22 protein-coding genes are annotated in these 23,814 nt (G+C 72.1%); 14 read left to right on the top strand and 8 right to left on the bottom strand.

The window, feature by feature from the left end:
• Positions 1-43 precede the first annotated feature (43 nt).
• The 3 genes from H4O22_RS16350 to H4O22_RS16340 form a co-directional block, all read right to left on the bottom strand.
• Complete coding sequence (locus tag H4O22_RS16350) at positions 44-718, bottom strand: DUF4328 domain-containing protein (protein WP_182524400.1); 675 nt, start codon at positions 716-718, stop codon at positions 44-46.
• Between the two features lie 70 nt (positions 719-788).
• Positions 789-1,493, bottom strand: a complete 705-nt coding sequence (locus H4O22_RS16345) for a hypothetical protein (protein ID WP_182524399.1) — start codon at positions 1,491-1,493, stop codon at positions 789-791.
• Positions 1,493-1,855 (bottom strand): hypothetical protein, encoded by a 363-nt coding sequence (locus H4O22_RS16340; protein ID WP_182524398.1) that lies wholly within the window; start codon positions 1,853-1,855, stop codon positions 1,493-1,495. Before H4O22_RS16340 ends, H4O22_RS16345 begins: the two co-directional genes overlap by 1 nt.
• An 81-nt stretch (positions 1,856-1,936) precedes the next feature.
• Here H4O22_RS16340 and trpS point away from each other — a divergent pair, with 81 nt between their 5' ends.
• Genes trpS through H4O22_RS16325 form a run of 3 tightly spaced genes read left to right on the top strand, consistent with a single transcriptional unit; the run spans position 1,937 to position 4,593 of the window.
• Positions 1,937-2,995 (top strand): tryptophan--tRNA ligase, encoded by a 1,059-nt coding sequence (gene trpS, locus H4O22_RS16335; protein WP_182524397.1) that lies wholly within the window; start codon positions 1,937-1,939, stop codon positions 2,993-2,995.
• A 9-nt stretch (positions 2,996-3,004) separates the two neighbouring features.
• Positions 3,005-3,535, top strand: a complete 531-nt coding sequence (locus H4O22_RS16330; RefSeq protein ID WP_182524396.1) for a 2'-5' RNA ligase family protein — start codon at positions 3,005-3,007, stop codon at positions 3,533-3,535.
• 5 nt (positions 3,536-3,540) lie between these two features.
• A complete protein-coding gene (locus H4O22_RS16325) occupies positions 3,541-4,593 on the top strand; it encodes a YihY/virulence factor BrkB family protein (protein ID WP_182524395.1) in 1,053 nt (350 codons plus the stop codon).
• 200 nt (positions 4,594-4,793) lie between these two features.
• Here the strand turns inward: H4O22_RS16325 and H4O22_RS16320 are convergent, their stop codons facing one another.
• Genes H4O22_RS16320 through H4O22_RS16310 form a run of 3 tightly spaced genes read right to left on the bottom strand, consistent with a single transcriptional unit; the run spans position 4,794 to position 8,280 of the window.
• Positions 4,794-5,537: a succinate dehydrogenase/fumarate reductase iron-sulfur subunit gene (locus H4O22_RS16320; protein ID WP_182524394.1), complete on the bottom strand. Its 744-nt coding sequence runs from the start codon at positions 5,535-5,537 to the stop codon at positions 4,794-4,796.
• Complete coding sequence (locus tag H4O22_RS16315) at positions 5,534-7,555, bottom strand: fumarate reductase/succinate dehydrogenase flavoprotein subunit (protein WP_182524393.1); 2,022 nt, start codon at positions 7,553-7,555, stop codon at positions 5,534-5,536. The genes H4O22_RS16320 and H4O22_RS16315 overlap by 4 nt, the downstream gene beginning before the upstream one ends.
• 17 nt (positions 7,556-7,572) lie before the next feature.
• Positions 7,573-8,280, bottom strand: a complete 708-nt coding sequence (locus tag H4O22_RS16310) for a succinate dehydrogenase cytochrome b subunit (RefSeq protein ID WP_182524392.1) — start codon at positions 8,278-8,280, stop codon at positions 7,573-7,575.
• 148 nt (positions 8,281-8,428) lie between these two features.
• Between H4O22_RS16310 and H4O22_RS16305 the strand changes: the two genes are divergently transcribed.
• The 11 genes from H4O22_RS16305 (at position 8,429) to H4O22_RS16260 (ending at position 22,593) form a co-directional block, all read left to right on the top strand.
• Positions 8,429-10,168, top strand: a complete 1,740-nt coding sequence (locus tag H4O22_RS16305) for a methylmalonyl-CoA mutase family protein (RefSeq protein ID WP_182524391.1) — start codon at positions 8,429-8,431, stop codon at positions 10,166-10,168.
• The gene (gene scpA / locus H4O22_RS16300; RefSeq protein WP_182524390.1) at positions 10,165-12,342 is read left to right on the top strand and encodes a methylmalonyl-CoA mutase; all 2,178 of its coding nucleotides are present in this window, start codon (positions 10,165-10,167) and stop codon (positions 12,340-12,342) included. The genes H4O22_RS16305 and scpA overlap by 4 nt, the downstream gene beginning before the upstream one ends.
• Entirely contained in the window at positions 12,329-13,321 is a 993-nt protein-coding gene (meaB, locus tag H4O22_RS16295) for a methylmalonyl Co-A mutase-associated GTPase MeaB (protein ID WP_182524389.1), read from the top strand. Before scpA ends, meaB begins: the two co-directional genes overlap by 14 nt.
• A 16-nt stretch (positions 13,322-13,337) precedes the next feature.
• A complete protein-coding gene (locus tag H4O22_RS16290) occupies positions 13,338-14,528 on the top strand; it encodes an amidohydrolase (RefSeq protein WP_182524388.1) in 1,191 nt (396 codons plus the stop codon).
• Positions 14,529-14,653: 125 nt separating this feature from the next.
• The gene (locus tag H4O22_RS16285) at positions 14,654-15,706 is read left to right on the top strand and encodes a BMP family lipoprotein (RefSeq protein ID WP_182524387.1); all 1,053 of its coding nucleotides are present in this window, start codon (positions 14,654-14,656) and stop codon (positions 15,704-15,706) included.
• A gap of 128 nt (positions 15,707-15,834) precedes the next feature.
• Positions 15,835-17,358: an ABC transporter ATP-binding protein gene (locus H4O22_RS16280; RefSeq protein ID WP_182524386.1), complete on the top strand. Its 1,524-nt coding sequence runs from the start codon at positions 15,835-15,837 to the stop codon at positions 17,356-17,358.
• Positions 17,355-18,476 (top strand): ABC transporter permease, encoded by a 1,122-nt coding sequence (locus H4O22_RS16275; RefSeq protein ID WP_182524385.1) that lies wholly within the window; start codon positions 17,355-17,357, stop codon positions 18,474-18,476. Before H4O22_RS16280 ends, H4O22_RS16275 begins: the two co-directional genes overlap by 4 nt.
• Positions 18,473-19,753 (top strand): ABC transporter permease, encoded by a 1,281-nt coding sequence (locus H4O22_RS20445; protein WP_220451190.1) that lies wholly within the window; start codon positions 18,473-18,475, stop codon positions 19,751-19,753. The genes H4O22_RS16275 and H4O22_RS20445 overlap by 4 nt, the downstream gene beginning before the upstream one ends.
• Complete coding sequence (locus H4O22_RS20440; protein WP_280530166.1) at positions 19,753-20,175, top strand: cytidine deaminase; 423 nt, start codon at positions 19,753-19,755, stop codon at positions 20,173-20,175. The genes H4O22_RS20445 and H4O22_RS20440 overlap by 1 nt, the downstream gene beginning before the upstream one ends.
• Complete coding sequence (locus tag H4O22_RS16265; protein WP_182524384.1) at positions 20,147-21,310, top strand: cytochrome P450; 1,164 nt, start codon at positions 20,147-20,149, stop codon at positions 21,308-21,310. Before H4O22_RS20440 ends, H4O22_RS16265 begins: the two co-directional genes overlap by 29 nt.
• The gene (locus H4O22_RS16260) at positions 21,307-22,593 is read left to right on the top strand and encodes a thymidine phosphorylase (protein WP_182524383.1); all 1,287 of its coding nucleotides are present in this window, start codon (positions 21,307-21,309) and stop codon (positions 22,591-22,593) included. The genes H4O22_RS16265 and H4O22_RS16260 overlap by 4 nt, the downstream gene beginning before the upstream one ends.
• Before the next feature lie 15 nt (positions 22,594-22,608).
• Here the strand turns inward: H4O22_RS16260 and H4O22_RS16255 are convergent, their stop codons facing one another.
• A complete protein-coding gene (locus H4O22_RS16255; protein ID WP_182524382.1) occupies positions 22,609-23,226 on the bottom strand; it encodes a hypothetical protein in 618 nt (205 codons plus the stop codon).
• 79 nt (positions 23,227-23,305) lie between these two features.
• Positions 23,306-23,788: a hypothetical protein gene (locus H4O22_RS16250; RefSeq protein ID WP_182524381.1), complete on the bottom strand. Its 483-nt coding sequence runs from the start codon at positions 23,786-23,788 to the stop codon at positions 23,306-23,308.
• Between the last annotated feature and the right edge of the window lie 26 nt (positions 23,789-23,814).

Raw genomic sequence — 23,814 nt, 5'->3', positions numbered from 1 at the left:
CGAGATGGAGGCGCTGGAGGCCTTCAGTGTAGAGCGGTGCCTGCTACTGCGCGGCGCGGAGCAGGTGCTGCTGGCCGGCCGTGATGTCCTTGACGATGGTCACCCACCGGACCAGGGCGACCACGAGCACCGCGGCGACGACGGTCTCGACGAGGGCGAAGATCGTGTACGCGCCGTCCGAGCGCACCTCGGCGCTGCCCGAGATCCGCGCGCTGACCCGGTTGAGCACGATGAAGACGACCCAGCAGGCCCACCACCCGCCCAGGTCGACCGGACGCCGGCCCGGGCGGTCGACCTGCACCCCCCGGACCACCTGGTAGGGGAACCAGAAGGACACGATCGGCACCCACCAGCCGAGCCAGGCCCAGACCGGCCGGCGCTCCTGCTTCACCTGGGGCGCGAGCTGGTCGGTCAGCGTGCGCGACCGGTAGAGCCAGGTGCTGGTCACGACGTACGCCGCGAGCATCGCCGCCAGCAGCAGGAACCCGACCGCGTCGTACGCCGTCAGCACCTCGACCGGCGGCACGCCGTCGCGCGCTGCCTCGCGGTAGGACCCGGCCGCCCACCACGACGCCGCGGCCGAGACGGCCTGGAGGACGGTGACGACGCCGGCCAGCACCAGCGCGGCGGTGGCCAGGTCGCTGGGCGCGGTGGGCAGCGGCCGGTACGCCGGCGCGTAGGAGGGGTACTCGGGTCGGACGTCGTACGGCTCGGTCACGGGGGCCTTCCGGCTCGGGGGAGCAGACAGCGTAGAGCCGCCGAGGCGCGCACGTCCGCGATCCGGGCGGTCAGGTGCTGGCCGGCTCCGGCTCGAGCTCGGGGGCGGCGCGTCGGTCGGTCAGCGCGAGGAAGACCTCGTGGAGCACCTCGTTGACCGTGCGCACGCTGACCAGGAAGAAGGCCGGTACGACGGCCGCGGACAGGTCGAGCGCGATCGCCGTCTCGATGAGCCGCTGCCCGACGGGGTAGGCCCAGCCGTCGCCGAGGGGGGCCGGCTCCCAGCCGTGCGCGAGCAGGTCCTCGTACGAGCGCGCGGCGTTGAGGCCGATCAGCGCCCCGCACACCAGGAGGACGAAGCGCCACGCGAAGGCGCCGGCCGCGCCGGACCGGCCCGGCACCGGCGAGCCGTGCTGCCACCAGGTCAGCACCAGGCCCACCACCAGGCTGAGGGCCACCCCGAGGATGCTCAGCGCCGAGCGGGTGTCCCAGGTGACCTCCGCGACGACCGAGAAGGTCATGGCGACCAGCCCGACCGGCACCAGCAGGAGGCCGAGCAGGACCGCCGGACCGCCGCGCACGTCGCGACGGCTGAACCCCCACCGCACCACCCGCGGCACCTCCGGCAGCGCGAGGAGCAGGAGCGCCCACGTCTCCAGGACGTAGGACATCAGCAGGTCGGCGGTCTCCGCCGACCCGTCCAGGACCAGCCACAGCGGCAGCAGGTTGACGACAAGAAGCACCAGGACCGGGGCCCAGCGGGGGAGCGGGGGCATCACGGGACCGCGACCACCCGGGTGACCCGCATCGGGGCGTCGACGTTCTCGCCCGCTGCGACCGTGCACCGCATCCGGCCCCGGGGCGGGGGCGCCTCCTCGTCGTGCGGCGACGCCGGGGTCGTACGACGGAAGTCGGCGGCGACCGTGTTGGGCCCGTCGAAGACCGGCCCGGTCACGGCGTACATCCAGGCCTCGTGGTCGCCGATCAGCGCGCCCAGGCACGCCTGGAGGGTGTCCTCGTCGAGGACCCGCTGGTGCTGGGCCAGGGAGCCGGCGGTCCCGCCCAGCCCGAACACCAGGCCGACGTTGGCCAGCACCATCGCCAGCAGCACGTAGAGGGGACGACGGTCAGGAGGCACGGAGCGGTCCTACCCACACGTGCGGACGGTCATGCCGGGGCGCGTTCGTCCGACCGGCCGCGATCGGGAACAATGCTCGCCATGTCCACCACGACCCAGCCGGACGTCGTCGTGCCCACCTCGACCTCCGGTGGCGCCCGGCCGCGCGTGCTGTCCGGCATCCAGCCCACCTCCGACTCCTTCCACTTCGGGAACTACCTCGGTGCGCTGCGGCAGTGGGTGGACCTCCAGCGCGACCACCAGCCGTTCTTCTTCATCGCCGACCTGCACGCGATCACCGTCGAGCACGACCCGAAGGTGCTGCGCGAGCGCTGCCTGCGCGCGGCCGCCCAGCTGCTGGCGATGGGCATCGACCCGACCCGGTCCTCGATCTTCATCCAGTCCCAGGTGCCGGCCCACCCGCAGCTCGCCTGGGTGCTGCAGTGCCTGACCGGCTTCGGCGAGGCCCGCCGGATGACCCAGTTCAAGGACAAGTCGTCGAAGGGCGGCGAGGGCGCCGCCTCGGTCGGCCTGTTCACCTACCCCATCCTGCAGGCGGCCGACATCCTGCTCTACCGCCCGCACTACGTGCCGGTGGGCGAGGACCAGCGCCAGCACCTCGAGCTCACCCGCGACCTCGCGCAGCGGTTCAACCACCGCTACAAGAAGACGTTCCGGCTCCCCGAGCCCTACATCCTCAAGGCGACGGCCAAGATCGCCGACCTCCAGGACCCGACCGCGAAGATGTCGAAGTCGGCGTCCTCGCCGGCGGGCATCATCGAGATGCTCGACGCCCCGGCCGTCAGCGCGAAGAAGGTCCGCTCGGCGGTCACCGACTCCGGCTCCGAGGTGGTCTTCGACCCGGAGGGCAAGCCCGGCGTCTCCAACCTGCTGACGATCTTCTCCGCCCTCACCGGCACCGGGGTCCAGGACCTCGCCGACCAGTACGTCGGGAAGGGGTACGGCGACCTGAAGAAGGACCTCGCCGAGGCCGTCGTCGAGTTCGTGACCCCGTTCCGCGAGCGGACCCTGGAGCTGCTCGACGACCAGGCCCACCTCTCCACGGTGCTCAAGCAGGGCGCCGAGCAGGCGAACGCGGTGGCCGAGGCCACACTCAAGGACGTCTACCAGAGGGTCGGGTTCGTCGCCCCGGCTCAGTAGGGTCGGGGCATGCCGACCATCGGCGTGGCCGTGGCGATCCCCGAGCCCTGGGCCACGGAGCTCCAGGACTACCGCACCTCCGTCGGCGACACGACGGCGACGATGATCCCCACGCACATCACGCTGGTCCCGCCGACCGAGGTGCCCGACGACGAGCTCGGTGCGGTCGAGAAGCACCTGGCGGCGGTGGCCGACGACTTCCCCGGCTTCCCCGTGCACCTGCGCGGCACCGGCACCTTCCGGCCGGTCTCGCCGGTGGTGTTCGTGACTCTGGCCGAGGGCATCTCCCACTGCGAGCAGCTCGCCGCGGCGGTGCGGAGCGGCCCGCTCGACGTACCGCTCGACTTCCCGTACCACCCGCACGTCACGATCGCCCACCACCTCGACGACGACCGCCTCGACGAGGCGTTCGCCGGGCTGGCTACCTTCGAGTGCGAGTTCGACGTCGCGGCGTTCCACCTCTACGTGCATGACGCCGCCCTCGGCTGGCAACCCACCAGGGTGTTCACCCTCCACGAAGGACCTGACACGAGGCGGTAGCCCGGATGCCGGCGATCATCGACCGCGTCACCACGAAGGTCGACGACGTACGCCGGCGGCGTCCGTGGGTCGACCACGTCGTGCTGATGCAGGAGCACTTCGGCTCCGTGAAGGCCGCACAGCAGGCCGGGGCGGTCACGTACTTCGCGTTCTTGTCGTTCTTCCCGATCCTGGCGCTGGCGGTGTTCGCGCTCGGCCGTCTCTCGGCGCTCTACGACGGTCCCGACCCCGACCTGGCCCGCACCATCAACTCGGTGGTGCCGGGGATCGTCGGCAACCGGGACGACCAGGTGTCCCTCGAGGACATCCGCACCTACTCGGGCTGGGCCGCGCTCGTCGGCCTCGCCGGCGTCCTCTACACCGGGCTGGGCTGGATCTCGGCGCTCCGCGACGCGCTGCAGACGGTCTTCGTGACGCCCGCGGGCGAGCAGCCGGGCTTCGTCGGGGGCAAGCTGCGCGACCTGCTGACGCTGGTGGTGCTCGGCGTGGTGCTGCTGGTGGCGGTGGCCGCGACCGGGTTCATCGCCGGCTTCTCCGGTGACGTGCCGCGGTGGTTCGGGGTGGACGCCGACCTCGGCTGGCTGGTCAAGCTGGTGGGCGTCCTCCTCGGCCTCCCGGCGAACGCGCTGCTGTTCTACCTGATGTACCGGATGCTCGCGGAGCCGCACGTGCCGCGCCGGTCGCTGTGGTCCGGCGCGCTGCTGGGGGCGGTCGTCTTCGAGGCGCTCAAGCAGGCTTCCGGGCTGCTGCTGGAGTCGACCCGCAACCAGCCGGCGTTCCAGGCCTTCGGCATCGCGCTGGTCCTGGTGGTGTGGATCAACTACACCTCGCGCGTGATCCTCTACTCCGCGTCGTGGGCGTACACCACCGAGGAGGCGCGCGCCTCCCGGTGGGTCGAGCCCGCCGCCCCGGTGCAGGGGCCCCGGATGCCCTCGCAGGAGGAGCAGGAGGAGGCCTCCGACGACGCCCCCGGCGGCAGCAGGGCGGCGTTCGCCGCCGGCGCCGTCGCCGGCGCCGCAGCCGCCGCCATCGTCCGCAAGGTCACCGACGACGACTGAGCAGTACGCCGAGTCGGCGCTTGTGTCCGCGCTGCGCGGAGCCGGACGTCATGCGTGGTGGCTGCGGTAGCGACCACGGCGTACGACGTCCGACGCGCGGGCCTCGGGGAGACCAAGCGTCGAACCCCGAAATGCCCAGTCGGCGCTTGTGTCCGCGGACACAAGCGCCGACTCGGCGTACGACGGGTGGTGCGGGTGGGTCAGTGACCGTTGCGGAGAGCGGTGCGCAGGTCCCGGTTGAGCTGGGAGATCACGTCGAGCGGGATCTCCTTGGGGCAGGCGGCGGTGCACTCACCGATGTTGGTGCAGCCACCGAAGCCCTCGTGGTCGTGCTGGGCGACCATGTCGACGACGCGGGTGTCGCGCTCCGGCTGGCCCTGCGGCAGCTCACCGAGGTGGGTGATCTTGGCGCCGAGGAACAGCGAGGCCGAGCCGTTCGGGCACGCCGCCACGCACGCGCCGCAGGAGATGCAGGTCGCCGCGTTGAAGGCGCGCATGGCCTTGTCGCGGGGCGCCGGCACCGAGTTGGCCTCGGGGGCCGAGCCGGTGTTGGCGGAGATGAACCCACCGGCCTGGATGATCCGGTCGAAGGCGCCCCGGTCGGTGATCAGGTCCTTGAGCACCGGGAACGCGTCGGCGCGCCAGGGCTCGATGGTGATCGTGTCGCCGTCCTTGAACGAGCGCATGTGCAGCTGGCAGGTCGTGGTGACCTCCGGCCCGTGCGCCTCGCCGTTGATCATCAGGCTGCACGTGCCGCAGATGCCCTCGCGGCAGTCGGAGTCGAACGCGACCGGGTCCTCCCCGACGGCGTTCAGCTGCTCGTTGAGCACGTCGAGCATCTCGAGGAAGCTCATGTCGGAGGAGATGTCCTCGACCTGGTAGGTGTGCATGGCGCCGGCGGTCGCAGCGTCCGGCTGCCGCCAGATCTTCAGGGTGAGGTTCACTTGTAGCTCCGCTGCTTCATCTCGATGGCGGTGTAGAGGAGTTCTTCCTTGTGGAGCACGGGCTGGCCGTCGTCGCCGCCCCACTCCCAGGCGGCGACGTAGGCGAACTCCTCGTCCTGACGCAGCGCCTCGCCGTCCTCGGTCTGCGACTCGGCACGGAAGTGGCCGCCGCAGGACTCGCGACGGTTCAGCGCGTCGATGCACATCAGCTCGCCGAGCTCGATGAAGTCGGCCACCCGGCCGGCCTTCTCGAGGCTCTGGTTCAGGCTGTCAGCGGTGCCGAGCACCTTCAGGTCGCTCCAGAACGCCGCCTTGAGCTCGCGGATCATGTCGATCGCCTTGCGCAGGCCCTCCTCGGAGCGCTCCATGCCGCAGTACTCCCACATGATGTTGCCGAGCTCCTTGTGGAAGCTGTCGGCGCTGCGGGTGCCGTTGATCGTGAGGAAGCGGTGGACCCGCTCCTCGACCGACGTACGGGCCTCGACCACGGCCGGGTGCGACTCGTCGAGCTTCTCGAACGGCCCGTCGGCGAGGTAGTCGCGGATGGTGTTCGGCAGCACGAAGTAGCCGTCGGCCAGGCCCTGCATCAGCGCCGAGGCGCCGAGCCGGTTGGCGCCGTGGTCGGAGAAGTTCGCCTCGCCGGTCACGAACAGGCCGGGGATCGAGGACTGCAGGTGGTAGTCGACCCAGAGGCCGCCCATCACGTAGTGCACGGCGGGGTAGATGCGCATCGGCACCTGGTAGGGGTTCTCGCCCGTGATCCGCTCGTACATGTCGAAGAGGTTGTCGTACTTCTCGCGGACCGCGTCCTCGCCGAGGCGGGCGATCGCGTCGGTGAAGTCGAGGTAGACGCCGCGGCGGAAGTCGCCGACCAGCGGGCCGACGCCGCGGCCCTCGTCGCACATGTTCTTGGCCTGGCGGGAGGCGATGTCGCGGGGGACCAGGTTGCCGAAGGACGGGTAGATCCGCTCCAGGTAGTAGTCGCGGTCCTCCTCGGGGATGTCCCGCGGGTCCTTCTCGCAGTCCTCCTTCTTCTTCGGCACCCAGATGCGGCCGTCGTTGCGGAGGGACTCCGACATCAGCGTCAGCTTCGACTGGTGCTCGCCGGCGACCGGGATGCAGGTCGGGTGGATCTGCGTGTAGCAGGGGTTCGCCATGTAGGCGCCCTTGCGGTGCGCGCGCCAGGCGGCCGTCACGTTGGAGCCCATGGCGTTGGTGGAGAGGTAGAAGACGTTGCCGTAGCCGCCGTTGGCGAGCACGACGACGTCGGCGAGGTGGGTCTCGATCTCGCCGGTGACCAGGTCCCGGGCGATGATCCCGCGCGCCTTGCCGTCGGCGACGATCACCTCGAGCATCTCGTGGCGGGTGTACTGCGTGACCGTGCCGGCGGCGACCTGGCGCTCCATGGCCTGGTAGGCGCCGATGAGGAGCTGCTGGCCGGTCTGGCCGCGGGCGTAGAAGGTGCGCGAGACCTGCACGCCGCCGAAGGAGCGGTTGTCGAGCAGGCCGCCGTACTCGCGGGCGAACGGGACGCCCTGGGCGACGCACTGGTCGATGATGCTGGCGCTGACCTCGGCGAGGCGGTAGACGTTCGACTCCCGCGAGCGGTAGTCGCCGCCCTTGACGGTGTCGTAGAAGAGGCGGAACGTCGAGTCGCCGTCCTCCTTGTAGTTCTTCGCCGCGTTGATGCCGCCCTGGGCGGCGATCGAGTGCGCCCGGCGCGGGGAGTCCTGGTAGCAGAAGGACTTCACGTTGTAGCCGGCCTCGCCGAGCGTGGCGGCGGCGGCGCCACCGGCCAGGCCGGTGCCGACGATGATGATGTCGAGCTTGCGACGGTTGGCCGGGTTGACCAGCCGGTTGTCGAACTTGCGCTGGGTCCAGCGCTCGGAGATCGGCCCCGTGGGGGCGACCGGGTCGACGAGGGGCTCGCCCGGGACGTAGTACCCGCGGGCGTCGTCCGAGACCTGCTTCGAGGGCTGGTTCAGCGGCGTCGCGTGCGACGGGTCGGTGGCTGCCATGGAGGTGAGGCCTTCCCTTACTTGGTGATGACGCCGAAGAGCGTGAACAGCGGGACCAGCGAGAAGCCGACCCCGATGACGACCGCCAGCACCCAGCCGGCGGTGCGGGCCCGGGCCCGGGAGCTGGCGGTGTTGGTGAAGCCGAGGGTCTGCAGGGCGCTGAACGTGCCGTGGTGGATGTGCATGGCGAGGGCGAGCATCGCGGCCAGGTAGATGAGGGTCATCCACCAGGTGTCGAAGGTGTCGACCATCAGGTTGTACGGGTCCTCGCCACCGGTGTCGCCGTTGGCGGGGTTGATCTTGACGATCGTGAAGTTCAGCAGGTGCCAGATCAGGAACAGCAGCAGCGTCACCCCGCCCCACCGCATGGTGCGCGAGGACAGGGAGGAGCGGACGTTGCGCTTGACCTGGTACTTCACGGTGCGGGCCTGGCCCGCGCGGCGCCAGAGCGCGGCCGCCGCGGCGACGTGGACGACGAGCGCCACGATCAGCAGGAGCCGCATGATCCAGAGGAAGCCCTCGTGGGGGAGCATCGGCTCGCCGAGCTCGCGCAGGTGGTGGGCGTACTCGTTGAACGAGTCGTGCCCGCCGAAGGCCTTGAGGTTTCCGTACATGTGGGCCAGCAGGTAGCCCACGAAAATCAGGCCGCTGACCGCCATGGCCATCTTGAGGGCGATCGTGGAGCGCGTCGCGCGCGCTCCCTTGACGAGGGTCGGGGTTGCCACGGCGCCACGCTACCTGTCGGCACGGGTCACGGAGTCGACCGGGAGTGTGACAAATGCCTGGTTGCGGGGAGGGGGGAACTTCTGGGGTGTCACCGAATAGGTCACACCGGGTGGCCGCTGTCTCCCACGCGCTCCTATCCTTCGGCGCATGACGCAACCCGAAGGTGCGGTCGACGGCGGGCTCGACGAGCCGACCGACCTGGAGCCCGAGCAGGGCTCGCTCGACCTGGCGGCGCCGGAGGACCGGCACACCCGCGAGGAGTGGGAGGCGGCCACAGCGGCCGTGCTCCGCAAGACCCGCCGGCTCTCCGAGGACGACCCCGACGCGGCGGTGTGGGAGAAGCTCACCCGCACCACGCTCGACGGCATCGAGGTCACGCCGCTCGGCACGCCCGACCTGCTCGACGGCCTGGTGACCGCCGGCCGGCCCACCCGGGTCGGGGCCTGGGACGTCCGCGCCCACCTCGGCGCGGGAGCGGCCACCCTGCTCAACGAGGAGGCGCGGGTCGACCTCGAGGGCGGCGTCACCTCCCTGTGGGTCGGCACCGACGGCACCGACCTGGCCACGCTGCTCGACGGCGTCCTCCTCGACCTCGCTCCCGTCGTCCTCGACGCCCCGGACGCGCCGCTGGAGGCCGCCCGCGCGTTCCTGTCGTACGCCGGGGGGCGCGAGCTCGCCGTCGGCACCAACCTCGGTGTGCCCGCGACCGCCGCCGACGACGTCCTGGTCGAGGCGGCCGGGCTCGCCCGGGACGCCGGCACGCTGGCGTTCGTGGTCGACGGCACCGCCGTCCACGACCGCGGCGCGTCCGACGTCCAGGAGCTGGCGCAGTCGCTGGTGCTGGGGGTGCGGGTGCTGCGCGCGCTCGAGCTCGCCGGCGTGCCGGCCGACGAGGCCGCGCGTCTCGTGGAGTTCCGGTACGCCGCGACCGACGAGCAGTTCCCGACGATCGCCAAGCTCCGCGCCGCCCGCCGACTCTGGGCGCGGGTGCTCGAGCTGAGCTCGACCACCGGCGAGCCCGTCGACCAGCGGCAGCACGTGGTCACCAGCCGGCCGATGATGACCCGCTACGACCCCTACGTGAACATGCTGCGCACCACGGTCGCCGCGTTCGCCGCGGGCGTCGGCGGCGCGGACGCGGTCACGGTGCTGCCGTTCGACAGCCCGCTCGGTCGGCCGGACCTCTTCGGCCGCCGGATCGCGCGCAACACCTCGCACCTGCTCGTCGACGAGGCGCACGTCGCCAAGGTCGCCGACCCCGCCGGCGGCGCGTACGCCGTCGAGCGGCTCACCGACGACCTCGCCGTCGCCGCGTGGGAGCTGTTCGGCCGGCTCGAGGACGGGGCCGACCTGGACGCCGAGATCGCCGCCACGGTGGCCGCCCGCGAGAAGCAGGTCGCGCAGCGCAAGCGCCCGATCACCGGGCTCTCGGAGTTCCCGAACCTCGCCGAGACGCTGCCCGACCGCGAGCCGGACGGGAGGTGGGCCGAGGTCCGGTCCTACGGCGCGAGCTTCGAGGCGCTGCGGGACGAGCCGGCGGCTGCCCACGTCTTCCTCGCGACGATGGGCCCGGTGGCCGCGCACACGGCGCGCGCCACCTTCGCCACCAACCTCCTCGCCGCCGGCGGGGTCGCCGTCGACGTCGCGGGACCGACCGCCGACGCCGACGACCTGGTCGCGGCGTACGACGGCCAGCCGGTCGTCTGCCTCGCCGGCGCCGACCCGGCGTACGCCGCCTGGGGCGCCGCCGCCGCGGACGCCCTCCGCGCCGCCGGGGCGTCGTACGTCGTCGTGGCGGGCAAGCCGGCCGACCACGCCGACGACTCCTGCGCGATGGGCGTCGACGCCCTCGCCTTCCTCACCCGAGTCAGGGAGCAGCTCGCATGACGATCCCGAAGTCCTTCTCCGGCCTCCCGCTCGCGGGTGGTCCCGCCTCCCCGGCGGGAGCGACGGCTGCGCAGCCCTGGACCTCGCCCGAGGGCATCGAGATCAAGCCGTCGTACGGGCCCGAGGACCTCGCGGGCCTCGACGCCCTCGACACCTGGCCCGGGCTGAGCCCGTTCCTGCGCGGTCCGTACCCGACGATGTACACGACCCAGCCCTGGACGATCCGGCAGTACGCCGGGTTCTCGACGGCCGAGGAGTCCAACGCCTTCTACCGCCGCAACCTGGCCGCCGGCCAGAAGGGGCTGAGCGTCGCCTTCGACCTCGCCACCCACCGCGGCTACGACTCCGACCACCCGCGGGTGCGCGGCGACGTCGGCATGGCCGGCGTGGCGATCGACTCGATCTACGACGCCCGCACGCTCTTCGACGGCATCCCGCTCGACGAGATGTCGGTGTCGATGACGATGAACGGCGCGGTGCTGCCGGTGCTGGCGCTCTACATCGCGGCGGCCGAGGAGCAGGGGGTGAATCCGGAGCAGCTCGCGGGGACCATCCAGAACGACATCCTCAAGGAGTTCATGGTCCGCAACACCTACATCTACCCGCCGGCGCCGTCGATGCGGATCATCTCCGACATCTTCAGCTACACCTCGGCGAGGATGCCGCGCTTCAACTCGATCTCGATCTCCGGCTACCACATCCAGGAGGCCGGGGCGACGGCCGACCTCGAGCTCGCCTACACGTTGGCGGACGGCGTCGAGTACATCCGCGCCGGCCTCGAGACCGGCATGACGATCGACCAGTTCGCGCCGCGGCTCTCGTTCTTCTGGGCGATCGGCATGAACTTCTACATGGAGATCGCCAAGATGCGCGCCGCCCGCGCGCTCTGGTCGCGCCTGGTGCGCCAGTTCGACCCGCAGAACCCCAAGTCGCTCAGCCTGCGCACGCACAGCCAGACCAGCGGCTGGTCGCTCACCGCGCAGGACGTCTTCAACAACGTGGGCCGGACGGCGATCGAGGCGATGGCCGCCACCCAGGGCCACACCCAGTCGCTGCACACCAACGCCCTCGACGAGGCGATCGCGCTGCCGACCGACTTCTCGGCGCGGATCGCCCGCAACACCCAGCTGCTGCTCCAGCAGGAGAGCGGCACCACCGGCACCATCGACCCCTGGGCCGGCTCCTACTACATCGAGCGGCTCACCCACGACCTCGCCGAGCGGGCGTGGGCGCACATCCAGGAGGCCGAGCAGGCCGGCGGGATGGCGAAGGCGATCGAGCAGGGCATCCCGAAGCTCCGGATCGAGGAGGCGGCGGCCCGCACCCAGGCGCGCATCGACTCCGGCGCGCAGAAGGTCATCGGCGTCAACACCTTCCGCCTCGCGGCCGAGGACAAGCTCGACGTGCTGCGCGTCGACAACGACGACGTCTACCGCCAGCAGATCGCCAAGCTGGAGCGGCTGCGGGCCGAGCGCGACGACGACGAGGTACGTCGGACGCTGGAGGCGCTGACCAACAGCGCCGACCGCGGCGCCGAGCGGGGCTCCCTGGACGGCAACCTGCTCGCGCTGGCCGTCGACGCCGCCCGGGCCAAGGCCACCGTCGGCGAGATCTCCGACGCGCTGGAGAAGGTGTACGGCCGCCACCAGGCCGTGATCCGTACGATCAGCGGCGTGTACCGCGACACCGCCACCGAGGGTGACGGCACCCTGCTCCAGCAGGTGCTCGACGCCACCGAGGAGTTCGAGGAGGCCGAGGGCCGCCGGCCCCGCATCCTGGTCGCGAAGATGGGCCAGGACGGCCACGACCGCGGCCAGAAGGTCGTGGTCTCGGCCTTCGCCGACCTGGGCTTCGACGTCGACGTGGGGCCGCTGTTCTCCACGCCGGAGGAGGTCGCCCAGCAGGCCGTCGACGCTGACGTGCACATCGTCGGGGTGAGCTCGCTCGCGGCCGGCCACCTCGCGCTGCTGCCCGCGCTGCGCCAGGCGCTCGCCGACCAGGGACGCCCCGACATCATGGTCGTCATCGGCGGCGTCATCCCGCCGGACGACGTCCCGACGCTGCGGGAGATGGGCGCCGCGGCGGTGTTCCTGCCCGGCACCGTCATCGCCGAGTCGGCGCTCGACCTGCTGGCCGCGCTGCGCGAGCAGCTCGGGCACGATGCCGGCTCCTGACGTCGACGCCCTCCTCGAGGGCATCCGCGAGGGCCGGCGCGCGTCGGTCTCGCGGGCGATCACGCTCGTGGAGTCCTCCCGTCCGCAGCACCGCGAGCTGGCCCGCGACCTGCTGACCCGGCTCGCCGAGGGCGGGGGCGCCGGCGTGCGCTCACCGGCGGTCCGGGTCGGCATCTCCGGCGTGCCCGGCGTCGGCAAGTCGACGTTCATCGAGGCCCTCGGCGGCCGGCTGACCGCGGCCGGCCACCGGGTCGGCGTCCTCGCCGTCGACCCCTCGAGCGTGCGCACCGGCGGCTCGGTGCTCGGTGACAAGACCCGGATGGCCCGGCTCAGCGTCGACCCGGGCGCGTTCATCCGCCCCTCCCCGAGCGCGGGCACCCTCGGCGGTGTCGCGCGGGCGACCGTCCAGGCGATGGCGGTCCTCGAGTCCGCGGCGTACGACGTGGTGCTGGTCGAGACCGTCGGCGTCGGGCAGTCCGAGGTCACCGTCGCCGGGATGGTCGACACCTTCCTCTTCCTCACCCTGGCCCGCACCGGCGACCAGCTCCAGGGCATCAAGAAGGGCATCCTGGAGATCGCCGACGTGGTCGCGGTCAACAAGGCCGACGGCGACCGCGAGCAGGAGGCCCGCTCCGCGGCGCGCGAGCTCGCCGGCGCGCTCCGGCTGGTCCGGGGCAAGGACGAGTGGGCGCCGCCCGTCGTCACCTGCTCCGGCCTCACCGACGTCGGCGTGGCGGACCTGTGGGACCGGGTGCTGGCGCACCGCGACCACCTCGGCGCCGACGGCCTGGCCGCGAAGCGGGCGCGCCAGCAGCTGGACTTCACCTGGGCGCTGGTGCGCGACGAGCTGGACCAGCGGCTGCGGCACTCGCCCGGCGTGCGTGCGATCCGCGACCGGGTGCGCGAGCAGGTGCTGGCCGGCGAGCTGCCGGCGCCGGTCGCCGCCGACCAGGTCCTCGCGGCGTACGACGCCCGGTGAACTAACCTCGGGGGTGATGGCCCTCGACGACTCCCTCCCCTCGCTCCTGGCCGGCGTCGTGGACACGCACGAGGCCGAGCTGGTCGGCCTGCGGCGCGACCTGCACGCCCACCCCGAGCTCTCCTGGGCCGAGACCCGCACCACGGACGTGGTCGCGCGCCGCCTCGAGGAGATCGGCTGGCGGGTCACCCGGCTGCCCCGCACCGGCCTGGTGGCCGAGCTCGGCACCGGCGACCGCGTCGTCGGCCTGCGCGCCGACATCGACGCGCTGCCCGTGCAGGACGCCACCGACGACCCGTGGCGCAGCGTGACGCCGGGCGTCGCCCACGCCTGCGGCCACGACGTGCACACCACCGCCCTGGTGGGCGCCGCGCTCGCGCTGACCGAGGCGAGCCGCCGCGGCCGGCTCCCGGGCCGGGTGCGGCTGTTCTTCCAGCCCGCCGAGGAGGTCATGCCCGGGGGAGCGGTGCACCTGATGAAGCTCGGCTACCTCGACGACGTCGAGCGGATCTTCGCTCTGCACTGCGACCCGGGCGTCGACGTCGGCCGGGTCGGGCTGCGCCTCGGCCCGCTCACCAGCGCCGCCGACCGGGTCGAGGTCCGCCTGGAGGGCAGTGGCGGGCACACCTCCCGCCCGCACCTCACCGGCGACCTCACCTTCGCCCTCGCCAAGGTCACCACCGAGCTCCCCGCCGTCCTGTCGCGGCGGATGGACCCCCGGGCGGGCGTCAGCGTGGTGTGGGGGATCGTGCGCGCCGGCGCGGCGCCCAACGTCATCCCCGACCACGGCTCGCTCTCCGGCACCGTCCGGATCCTCGACGCGGTGGCCTGGGCGGACTGCGAGAAGCTGGTGCGCGAGGTCGTCCACGAGATCGTCCGGCCGTACGGCGTGCGCGCCCACGTCGACTACCAGCGCGGGGTGCCCCCGGTGGTCAACGAGTCGGTCTCGAACCGGATCCTGGCGCAGTCCGTGCTCGACGCGCTCGGCGACCGGGGCCAGGTCGTCGCGCCGCAGAGCCTCGGCGGCGAGGACTTCGGCTGGTACCTCGACCAGGTGCCGGGGGCGATGATGCGGCTCGGCACGCGCACGCCGGGCGGCACGACGTACGACCTGCACCAGGGGAACCTGCGCATCGACGAGCGGGCGATCGCCATCGGCGCCCGGCTGCTGGCCGGGGCCGCGGTGCTCGCGCTCCGCGAGGCCTGACCCTCCCTGGGCCACAGGAAGGTCACAACTTCGTCACGCCCGGTGCCGAGGATCGCGGTGCCCCCTAAGGTCAGGGGGTTCGCGCCCGACCGGGGGTGGGAGCCATCAGCAACCAAGGAGGCGTCTTGCGACGCAGCAACAAGCTGGCAGCACTGCTGACCGCCGGCATCCTCTCGCTCGCGGTCACCGCGTGCGGGAGCGATGACGAGGGCAGCGACGAGCCGAGCGGCGAGAACACGAGCAAGTCCGACATCAAGGTCGGCATGGCCTACGACGTGGGTGGCCGGGGCGACCAGTCGTTCAACGACTCCGCCGCCAAGGGCCTCGACCAGGCGGTCGAGGAGTTCGGCATGAAGTCCCAGGAGTCCGAGGCCGAGGACGGCGAGCCCGAGACGGCTCGCGAGGAGCGCCTGCGCACCTTCGCCGAGGCGGGCTACGACCCGATCATCGCCGTCGGCTTCGCCTACGCGGCCTCGGTCGGCAAGGTCTCCGAGGAGTACCCCGACGTCCACTTCGCGATCATCGACGACTCCAGCCTCGCCGACGCCGAGAACGTCGCGAGCCTGGTCTTCGCCGAGGAGCAGGGCTCGTTCCTCGCCGGTGCGGCCGCGGCCATGAAGTCGGAGACCGGCAACGTCGGCTTCGTCGGCGGCGTCGAGACCCCGCTCATCCAGAAGTTCGAGGCCGGCTACACCGCCGGTGCCAAGGCCGTCGACCCGGAGATCGAGGTCCAGTCGACCTACCTGACCCAGGTCCCCGACTTCTCCGGCTTCAACGACCCGGCCAAGGGCAAGACCGCGGCCGAGGGCATGTTCCAGAACGGTGCCGACATCGTCTACCACGCTGCCGGTGGTTCCGGTGGCGGCGTCTTCGAGGCGGCCTCCGAGGCCGGCGCGATGGCGATCGGGGTCGACTCCGACCAGTACAACACCGCGGAGCCGTCCCTCCAGGACGTCATCCTGACCTCGATGCTCAAGAACGTGGACGTCGCGGTCTACGAGTACCTCTCCGAGGTCGCGGACGGCACCTTCCCGGCCGGCGTCACCACCTACGACCTCTCGGTCGACGGTGTGGGCTACTCCGAGAGCGGCGGCAAGGTCGACGACATCAAGGCCGACCTCGACGAGTACAAGCAGCAGATCATCGACGGCGAGATCACGGTCCCGACCGCTCCCTGATCGAGTCCCAGCAGCACCCTGCAGCACCGGGACCGCGGGCACGCCACGAGCGTGTGCCCGCGGTCCCGTCTCACGTCCCGGGCGAGTAGCCTCTCCCGGAACCCGCCGTCCCAGGAGGTCACCGCGCCGTGTCCCACCCCGCTCCCGCCGTCCGCCTGCGCGGGATCGGCAAGCGCTTCCCCGGCGTGATCGCCAACCACGACATCGACATCGACGTCCAGCGCGGCACCATCCACGCGATCGTCGGGGAGAACGGTGCCGGCAAGTCCACGCTGATGAAGATCCTGTACGGCGTGCAGGCCCCCGACTCCGGCACCATCGAGATCGACGGCACCGAGGTCACGCTCTCCTCGCCGGCCGACGCGATCCGCCACGGCGTCGGGATGGTCTTCCAGCACTTCATGCTGGCCGACAACCTCACGGTCCTCGAGAACGTCGTCCTCGGCGCGGAGAAGCTGCACGGGATCGGCGCCGGCGCCCGGGCCGAGATCCGCAAGATCTCCGACCAGTACGGCCTCGGCATCGAGCCCGACCGCCTCGTCGAGGACCTCGGCGTCGGTGCCCGCCAGCGGGTCGAGATCCTCAAGGTCCTCTACCGCGGCGCCCGGATCATCATCCTCGACGAGCCCACCGCGGTGCTGGTGCCCCAGGAGGTCGACGAGCTGTTCGGCAACCTGCGCGAGCTCAAGGCCGAGGGCCTCTGCGTCATCTTCATCTCCCACAAGCTCGACGAGGTGCTCTCCGTCGCCGACGAGATCACCGTCGTCCGCCGCGGCACCACCGTCGCCACGGTCGAGCCGACGGGGGTCACCGCCCGGCAGCTGGCCGAGCTGATGGTCGGCTCCGAGCTGCCCTCGCCCAGCACCGAGACCTCCACGGTCACCGACGAGGTGCTGCTCTCCGTGCGGGGCCTCCACCTGTCCGGCGGCACCGGCCGTGCCGTGCTCGACGACGTCTCCTTCGACATCCACAAGGGCGAGGTGCTCGGCATCGCCGGCGTCGAGGGCAACGGCCAGGCCGAGCTCGTCGAGGCGATCATGGGCATGCGTCCCGGGGTCGGCGGCACGGTCGTGCTCGCCGGCCGCGACATCTCCCACGCCTCCACCCGGGACCGGCGCGAGAGCGGCATCGGCTACATCCCCGAGGACCGGCACCGCCACGGCCTGCTCCTCGACGCCCCGCTCTGGGAGAACCGGGTCCTGGGCCACCAGGGGCGGCCGCCCAGCAGCAAGCGCGGCCTGATCGACAAGCGCGGCGCCCGCGCCGACACCGAGCGGATCATCGGCGCGTACGACGTCCGCACGCCCGGGCCCGACGTCCTCGCCCGGGCGCTGTCCGGCGGCAACCAGCAGAAGCTGATCGTGGGGCGCGAGATGAGCGGCGACCCGGTGCTGCTGATCGCGGCGCACCCGACGCGCGGCGTCGACGTCGGCGCGCAGGCCGCCATCTGGGACCACATCAAGAACGCCCGCCGCGCCGGCCTCGCGGTGCTGCTGATCTCGGCCGACCTCGACGAGCTGATCGGCCTCTCCGACACCATCCAGGTGATCCTCCGCGGACGGCTGGTCTCGTCCTTCGACCCCGCCTCGGTCACCCCCGAGCAGCTCGGCTCCGCGATGACCGGCGCCACCCAGGAAGGGGAGGTCGCATGACCAGGGCCCGCATGATCCGGCTCGCGCTGGCGCTGGCCGCACCGGTGCTGGCGCTCGTCGCGGCGTTCGCGATCACCAGCCTCGTGCTCATCGTCGCCGGTGACCCGGTCGGCGAGGTGTGGAGCTCGATCCTCTCGGTGCCGGAGGAGCGCAACGTCGCCAACATCATCAAGAACGCGACGGTGCTCTACCTCTCCGGCCTCGCCGTCGCCGTCGCCTTCCGGATGAACCTGTTCAACATCGGCGTCGACGGCCAGTACCGCGTCGCGGCGTTCACCGCCGCCGTGGTCGCCGGCGAGGCCTGGCTCCCGGGCTACCTCAACACCGCGTTCGCGATCGTCTGCGCGATGGCCGTCGGCGCCCTGTGGGCGGGCATCGCGGGCGTGCTGCGCGCCTCCCGCGGCGTCAGCGAGGTGATCTCCACGATCATGCTCAACTTCATCGCCACCGGCCTGGTCGCGTACCTGCTGCGCAAGCTGGCCGTGCGCGAGGAGGGCAGCAACGAGATCGGCACCCGCGAGATCCCCGAGGGCAGCCGGATCCCCAACATCTCGATCGGCGAGGGGCCGACGTCCGAGATCTACGGCTTCATCGTGATCGCGGCCGCCGCCGGGTTCCTGTTCTGGTTCGTGCTCAACCGCACCCGGTTCGGCTTCGACCTGCGGGCCACCGGCCAGTCGACCACCGCCGCCGTCGCGAGCGGCATCAACGTCAAGCGGATGACGATCGCGGCCATGATGGTCTCCGGCGCGGTCGCGGGCCTGGTCGGTCTCCCGATCCTGTTCGGCGACTCCTACGCCTACGGCTCGACGTTCCAGTCCGGCCTCGGCTTCGCCGGGATCGCGGTGGCCCTGCTCGGCCGCAACAACCCGATCGGCATCGCGGTCGGCGCCCTGCTCTTCGCCTACCTCGACGAGCAGTCCAACCCGCTGCAGATCCTCGTCGGCGTCTCGCCCGACATCGTCGCCATCACCCAGGGCGTCATCGTGCTCACCGTGGTGATCTCCTACGAGCTGGTCCGGCGCTACGGCGTCCGGCTCGAGCAGCGTGAGGTCGCCCGCGCGCTGGAGAACCCGACCTCCCCCGACCGCCACGACGCCCAGGAGGCCTCGGTATGAGCGTCCCCGCCACCGCCTCCGGCACGACCGCCGGCACGGGCACCGAGACCGTGAAGGCCGGCCGCGGCCGCAAGCTGCCGCGGTACTGGGTCCTGCTCGCCGTCGTCGGCGTGGTCCTGGTGCTCTCGCTGCTGCGGGTGATCACCGGGGCCGAGGACCTGACCTCCTCCGGCACCATCATCGCGGCGCTGATCGCGATCGTCCCGATCATGCTGGCCGGTCTGGGCGGCCTCTGGTCCGAGCGGGCTGGTGTCGTGAACATCGGCCTCGAGGGGATGATGATCCTCGGCACCTGGGGTGCCGGGTACTTCGGCTACCACCACGGGGCGTACGCCGGCGTCGCCGGCGCGATCCTGATGGGCATGCTCGGCGGGCTCGTGCACGCCGTCGCGACCGTCATCTTCGGGGTCGACCACATCATCTCCGGTGTCGCGATCAACATCATCGCGCTCGGCGCCGTCCAGTACCTCGCCGCGCTGACCTTCATCGGTCTGCCCGGCGGCGGCCAGACGCAGTCGCCGAAGATCGGCGACGTGCCCACCGTGACGATCGGGCCACTGAGCGACGCGCTCAAGGACGTCGAGGACACCGACATCTTCTTCGTCGCCGACGTGGCCGCGATCCTGCGGGCGCTGTGCACCAACCTCTCCTCGCTCGTCATCGTGGCGATGCTGCTGCTGGTCGCGACCTGGTACATCTTGTGGCGGACGTCCTTCGGCCTCCGGCTGCGCTCGGTCGGCGAGAGCCCGGCCGCCGCGGAGTCGCTGGGCGTCAAGGTGATGCGCTACAAGTTCGCCGCGGTGCTGATCTCCGGCGGGCTCGCGGGACTCGCGGGCGGCTTCCTCGCGATGGTGGCGTCCTCGAACTACCGCGACGGCCAGACCGGCGGCCGCGGCTACATCGGCCTCGCCGCGATGATCTTCGGCAACTGGCGGCCCAGCGGGCTGCTCGCCGGCTCCGGCCTGTTCGGCTACACCGAGACCCTCGGGCTGCGGCAAGGCGGCACGTCCGTGCACGCGCTGCTGCTCGCGGTCGCCGTCCTCGCGCTCGCGGGCGGCGTCTGGCAGCTGCGCCGGGGCCAGGCGGTCAGCGGCGCGGTGATCGTCGGGGTCGGCGCCTTGGTGGGCGCGCTGTACTTCGCGATCGACGAGGTCCCGCGCGACTTCTCCTCGATGACGCCCTACGTCATCACGCTCCTGGTGCTCGCGTTCGCCTCGCAACGACTACGGATGCCGGCGGCCGACGGACAGGTCTACCGCAAGGGGAGTGCCGGGTAGTGGGCGTCGCCGAGGACGTCACCGGGGACACCACCGAGGACTTCGACTGGGAGTCGCTCAAGGCGGAGGCGGTCGCGGCGATGGAGCACGCCTACGCGCCGTACTCCCAGTACCGCGTGGGCGCCGCGGCCCGCGTCGACGACGGCCGGACCGTGACCGGCTGCAACGTCGAGAACGCGGCGTACGGCGTGGCGCTGTGCGCCGAGTGCGGGCTGGTCTCCCAGCTGCACCTCACCGGTGGCGGTCGGCTGACCCACTTCGTGTGCGTCGACGGCGCGGGGGAGATCATCATGCCGTGCGGCCGCTGCCGCCAGCTGCTCTGGGAGAACGGCGGCCCGTCGCTGGTGTGCTGGACGGTCTCCGGTCTCAAGACGATGAAAGAGGTTCTGCCCGATGCCTTCGGTCCCGACGACCTCGCTTGACCTGACCGCCCCCGAGGTCGTCGCCGACCCGTACCCGTTCTTCGCCGAGGAGCGGGCGCGGCACGGGGTCGCCTGGCACGAGGCGTCGGGGATGTACCTCACCTTCGCGCACGCCACCGTCGGCGCGGTGCAGCGCGACCGCCGGCTCGGCCGGCTGTGGCGCGACAAGGAGCCGCTCGACTACCTCGAGCCGTTCAACCTGCTGCACCGCAACCAGATGATGGAGAACGAGCCGCCGGAGCACGCCCGGCTGCGGCGTCCCGTCGCCTCGGCGTTCAGCCGCGGTCACGTCGAGCGGCTGCGCCCGCGCGTCCGCGAGCTCGCGGCGGGCCTGCTCGCCGAGGTCGACCCCGCGGGCTTCGACGTCGTCGGCGAGTACGCCGAGCCGCTGCCGGTGCTGGTGATCGCCGAGCTGCTCGGCGTCCCGGCGGTGCACGCCCCCGAGCTGCGGGACTGGTCGCAGGCGATCGTGCGGATGTACGAGGCGGCGCCGTCCGAGGCTGTCGTCGACGCCGCCGTCCGCGCCGCAACCGACTTCGCCGCGCTGGTGCGCGACCTGGTCACGCACCGCCGCGCGCACCCGGGCGACGACCTGGTGACCGACCTGGTGGCGACGGAGCTGACCGAGGACGAGGTGGTCGCGGCCGTCGTGCTGCTGCTGAACGCCGGCCACGAGGCCTCGGTCAACGTGTTCGGCAACGGCCTGGTCTCCATGCTGCAGCGCGGGCTGCGCCCGGGGCCCGACGTACCGGCGTGCGTGGAGGAGATGCTGCGCTTCGACTCGGCGCTGCAGCTCTTCGAGCGCACCGCCACCGAGGACGTCGAGGTCGGCGACGTGGTCGTCGAGAAGGGCCAGAAGATCGCGGCACTGCTCGGGGCGGCCAACCGCGACCCGGCCGTCTTCAAGGACCCCGACGACTTCGACGTCGCGCGGGCGGCGAACCCGCACCTCGCCTTCGGGGTGGGCGTGCACTTCTGCCTGGGCGCGCCGCTGGCCCGGATGGAGCTGGCCGAGTCGGTCGCGGCGCTGTGGGGCAGGTTCCCCGACCTCGCGCTGGCGGGGGAGCCGGTGAGCCGGGGGACGTTCGTGTTGCGGGGGTACCACTCGGTGCCGGTCGAAGGGAGTCTCGGATGAGCAGGCACGACGCGGTCGAGGTCATCGCCGCCAAGCGGGACGGCGGCCGGCTCTCCGACAGCCAGGTCGACTGGGTGATCGACGCCTATACCCGCGGTGAGGTCGCCGACGAGCAGATGTCGGCGCTGGCGATGGCGATCTTCCTCAACGGCATGGACCGCGCGGAGATCGCCCGCTGGACCGCGGCGATGATCGCCTCCGGCGAGCGGATGGACTTCGGGTCGCTGTCGCGCCCGACCGCCGACAAGCACTCCACCGGCGGCGTCGGCGACAAGATCACGCTGCCGCTCGCGCCGCTGGTCGCCGCGTGCGGGGTCGCCGTGCCCCAGCTCTCCGGGCGCGGCCTCGGCCACACCGGCGGCACCCTGGACAAGCTCGAGGCGATCCCCGGGTGGCGCGCGACGCTCTCGAACGCCGAGCTGATGGCGCAGCTGGAGTCGGTGGGGGCGGTCATCTGCGCGGCCGGCGACGGCCTCGCGCCCGCCGACAAGAAGCTCTACGCGCTGCGCGACGTCACCGGCACCGTCGAGGCGATCCCGCTGATCGCCTCCTCGATCATGTCCAAGAAGATCGCCGAGGGCACCGGTGCGCTGGTGCTCGACGTCAAGGTCGGCTCGGGCGCGTTCATGAAGGACCTCGACCGGGCCCGCGAGCTCGCCGAGACGATGGTCGCGCTCGGCACCGACGCCGGCGTCCGCACCGTCGCGCTGGTCACCGACATGGCCACGCCGCTGGGCCGCACCGCCGGCAACGCGATCGAGGTCGCCGAGTCGGTCGAGGTGCTGGCCGGCGGCGGTCCCGCCGACGTCGTGGAGCTGACCCTCGCCCTGGCCCGCGAGATGCTCGCCGGCGCCGGGGTCACCGACGTCGACCCGGCCGACAAGCTGGCCGACGGCTCGGCGATGGACGCATGGCGCGCGATGATCTCCGCCCAGGGCGGCGACCCCGCCGCGGACCTCCCGGTCGCGCGGGAGTCGCACGTCGTGACCGCTCCCAGCAGTGGCGTGCTCACCCGCCTCGACGCGATGGCCGTCGGTCTGGCCGCCTGGCGCCTCGGTGCGGGCCGCGCCCGCAAGGAGGACCCGGTGCAGGCCGGCGCCGGCGTCGTCTGGCACGCGCGGCCCGGCGACGAGGTCACCGAGGGCCAGCCGCTGTTCACGCTGCTCACCGACGAGCCCGAGCGCTTCGACCGCGCCCTGGCCTCCCTCGAGGGTGGGTACGACGTCGCGCCCGCGGGCACGGCGTACTCCCCGGACCCGCTGGTGATCGACCGGATCGGCTAGCTCCTCGCGACCGGGTCAGAAGCAGACGGGGCTCCGCCTGCGCTGAGCCGGACGGAAGACCACCTCACTCTCCAGGCCGGAGGCCTTGAGCACCACGCGGTCCTCGGATGTTCGTGTGGCGGGTCCGGTGGTCAGGTCGGTCCCCGTCGGGGACGACCCGCGGCCGCGTGGCCTGGTCTTCCAGAGCGCCCCGTCGATCGTGGCGTACCGGAGCCCGCAGTGGGTGTGGACCACCACCCGGGCTGTCTCGCCGACATCGAGCCTCCGGTTGCCCACGTCCGACCACGCCGTGACCTTGGAATTGACCACGGCGATGGTCGCGCCCTCAGGCAGGCACGGGTGCGGCACGGTGGCGCTGTGTCCCGCAGGCCAGAGCACGTGGGTCCGTCGGCCGCCGCCATCACCGAGGACGACGCAGCCGCTCTCGTCCAGGACCAGGGTTCCGGAGACCATCGCTCCCATGCTGATGTCGCCGGGCTTCCACGTGCTGGTGGGGAGGTCGAGGGGCTTCTCTTCGTCGTGGTCGACGACGGCGGCCGTGCCGAGGCCGATCGCGAGGACCGCGGCAGCCACGGCCGAGCGGGTCACCCAGCGCGCTCCTGCGGAGCGGGAGATGTCCTCGTCGATGTCCATCGGTGCTCCTGTCGCGGGTGGCACCCCGTACGACGTGGTGGCACCCGCTCGGGTTCCGACGACGGAGGCACGTCAGGCGTCAGGGCTGGACACCCAGGACGACGTTCGTGCGACGGGAGTCCTCGACGTCCACCTCGGCGTACAGGTTCACGGTGACCTCGTGACCGGCGACCGAGCAGGTGACTTCGTCGCCCCTCTCGTAGACGTGGACGGCGTCCTCGCTGCAGGTCCACGTCTGCGCGAGCACCGTCAGCGCCGCGGTGGGCTCGAGCGCCGAGTACGTGGAGACCGTCGGGGCGCCGGTGGTGCTGCAGGACTTCCCGGTCGTGAGCTCGACGCGTGCGGTGCGCTCGGGGACGTCTCGCGACGCGGCGGCCTGCACGCTGCGGGCCGTCTCGACAGAGGCACGCGTGCACCCGTTCCACTCGGCGAGGTGGAGCCGCCAGTCGACGGCCTGGCTGGCCACCGGGACCGAGACCAGGAGGGCGCTCGCCAGCACGACGAGGGGCGGGATCCAGCGGCGCCGCTTCCGGGCAGCAGCCGGGGTGTCATCGGTCGGCACCGCGTCAGTATGACCAGGCGACCCCA

The sequence above is a fragment of the Nocardioides dongkuii genome (genome assembly GCF_014127485.1).
In the GTDB taxonomy this organism is placed as follows: domain Bacteria; phylum Actinomycetota; class Actinomycetes; order Propionibacteriales; family Nocardioidaceae; genus Nocardioides; species Nocardioides dongkuii.
Note: the sequence above shows the minus strand (reverse complement) of the source record. Positions and strands in the feature narration are given on the sequence as shown.

Coding starts and splice junctions, on each gene's coding strand:
- H4O22_RS16345 (WP_182524399.1), bottom strand. CDS start 1,493: ATGCCCCCGCTCCCCCGCTGGGCCCCGGTCCTGGTGCTTCTTGTCGTC.
- trpS (WP_182524397.1), top strand. CDS start 1,937: ATGTCCACCACGACCCAGCCGGACGTCGTCGTGCCCACCTCGACCTCC.
- H4O22_RS16330 (WP_182524396.1), top strand. CDS start 3,005: ATGCCGACCATCGGCGTGGCCGTGGCGATCCCCGAGCCCTGGGCCACG.
- H4O22_RS16325 (WP_182524395.1), top strand. CDS start 3,541: ATGCCGGCGATCATCGACCGCGTCACCACGAAGGTCGACGACGTACGC.
- H4O22_RS16315 (WP_182524393.1), bottom strand. CDS start 7,555: ATGGCAGCCACCGACCCGTCGCACGCGACGCCGCTGAACCAGCCCTCG.
- H4O22_RS16305 (WP_182524391.1), top strand. CDS start 8,429: ATGACGCAACCCGAAGGTGCGGTCGACGGCGGGCTCGACGAGCCGACC.
- scpA (WP_182524390.1), top strand. CDS start 10,165: ATGACGATCCCGAAGTCCTTCTCCGGCCTCCCGCTCGCGGGTGGTCCC.
- meaB (WP_182524389.1), top strand. CDS start 12,329: ATGCCGGCTCCTGACGTCGACGCCCTCCTCGAGGGCATCCGCGAGGGC.
- H4O22_RS16290 (WP_182524388.1), top strand. CDS start 13,338: ATGGCCCTCGACGACTCCCTCCCCTCGCTCCTGGCCGGCGTCGTGGAC.
- H4O22_RS16275 (WP_182524385.1), top strand. CDS start 17,355: ATGACCAGGGCCCGCATGATCCGGCTCGCGCTGGCGCTGGCCGCACCG.
- H4O22_RS20445 (WP_220451190.1), top strand. CDS start 18,473: ATGAGCGTCCCCGCCACCGCCTCCGGCACGACCGCCGGCACGGGCACC.
- H4O22_RS16265 (WP_182524384.1), top strand. CDS start 20,147: ATGCCTTCGGTCCCGACGACCTCGCTTGACCTGACCGCCCCCGAGGTC.
- H4O22_RS16260 (WP_182524383.1), top strand. CDS start 21,307: ATGAGCAGGCACGACGCGGTCGAGGTCATCGCCGCCAAGCGGGACGGC.
- H4O22_RS16255 (WP_182524382.1), bottom strand. CDS start 23,226: ATGGACATCGACGAGGACATCTCCCGCTCCGCAGGAGCGCGCTGGGTG.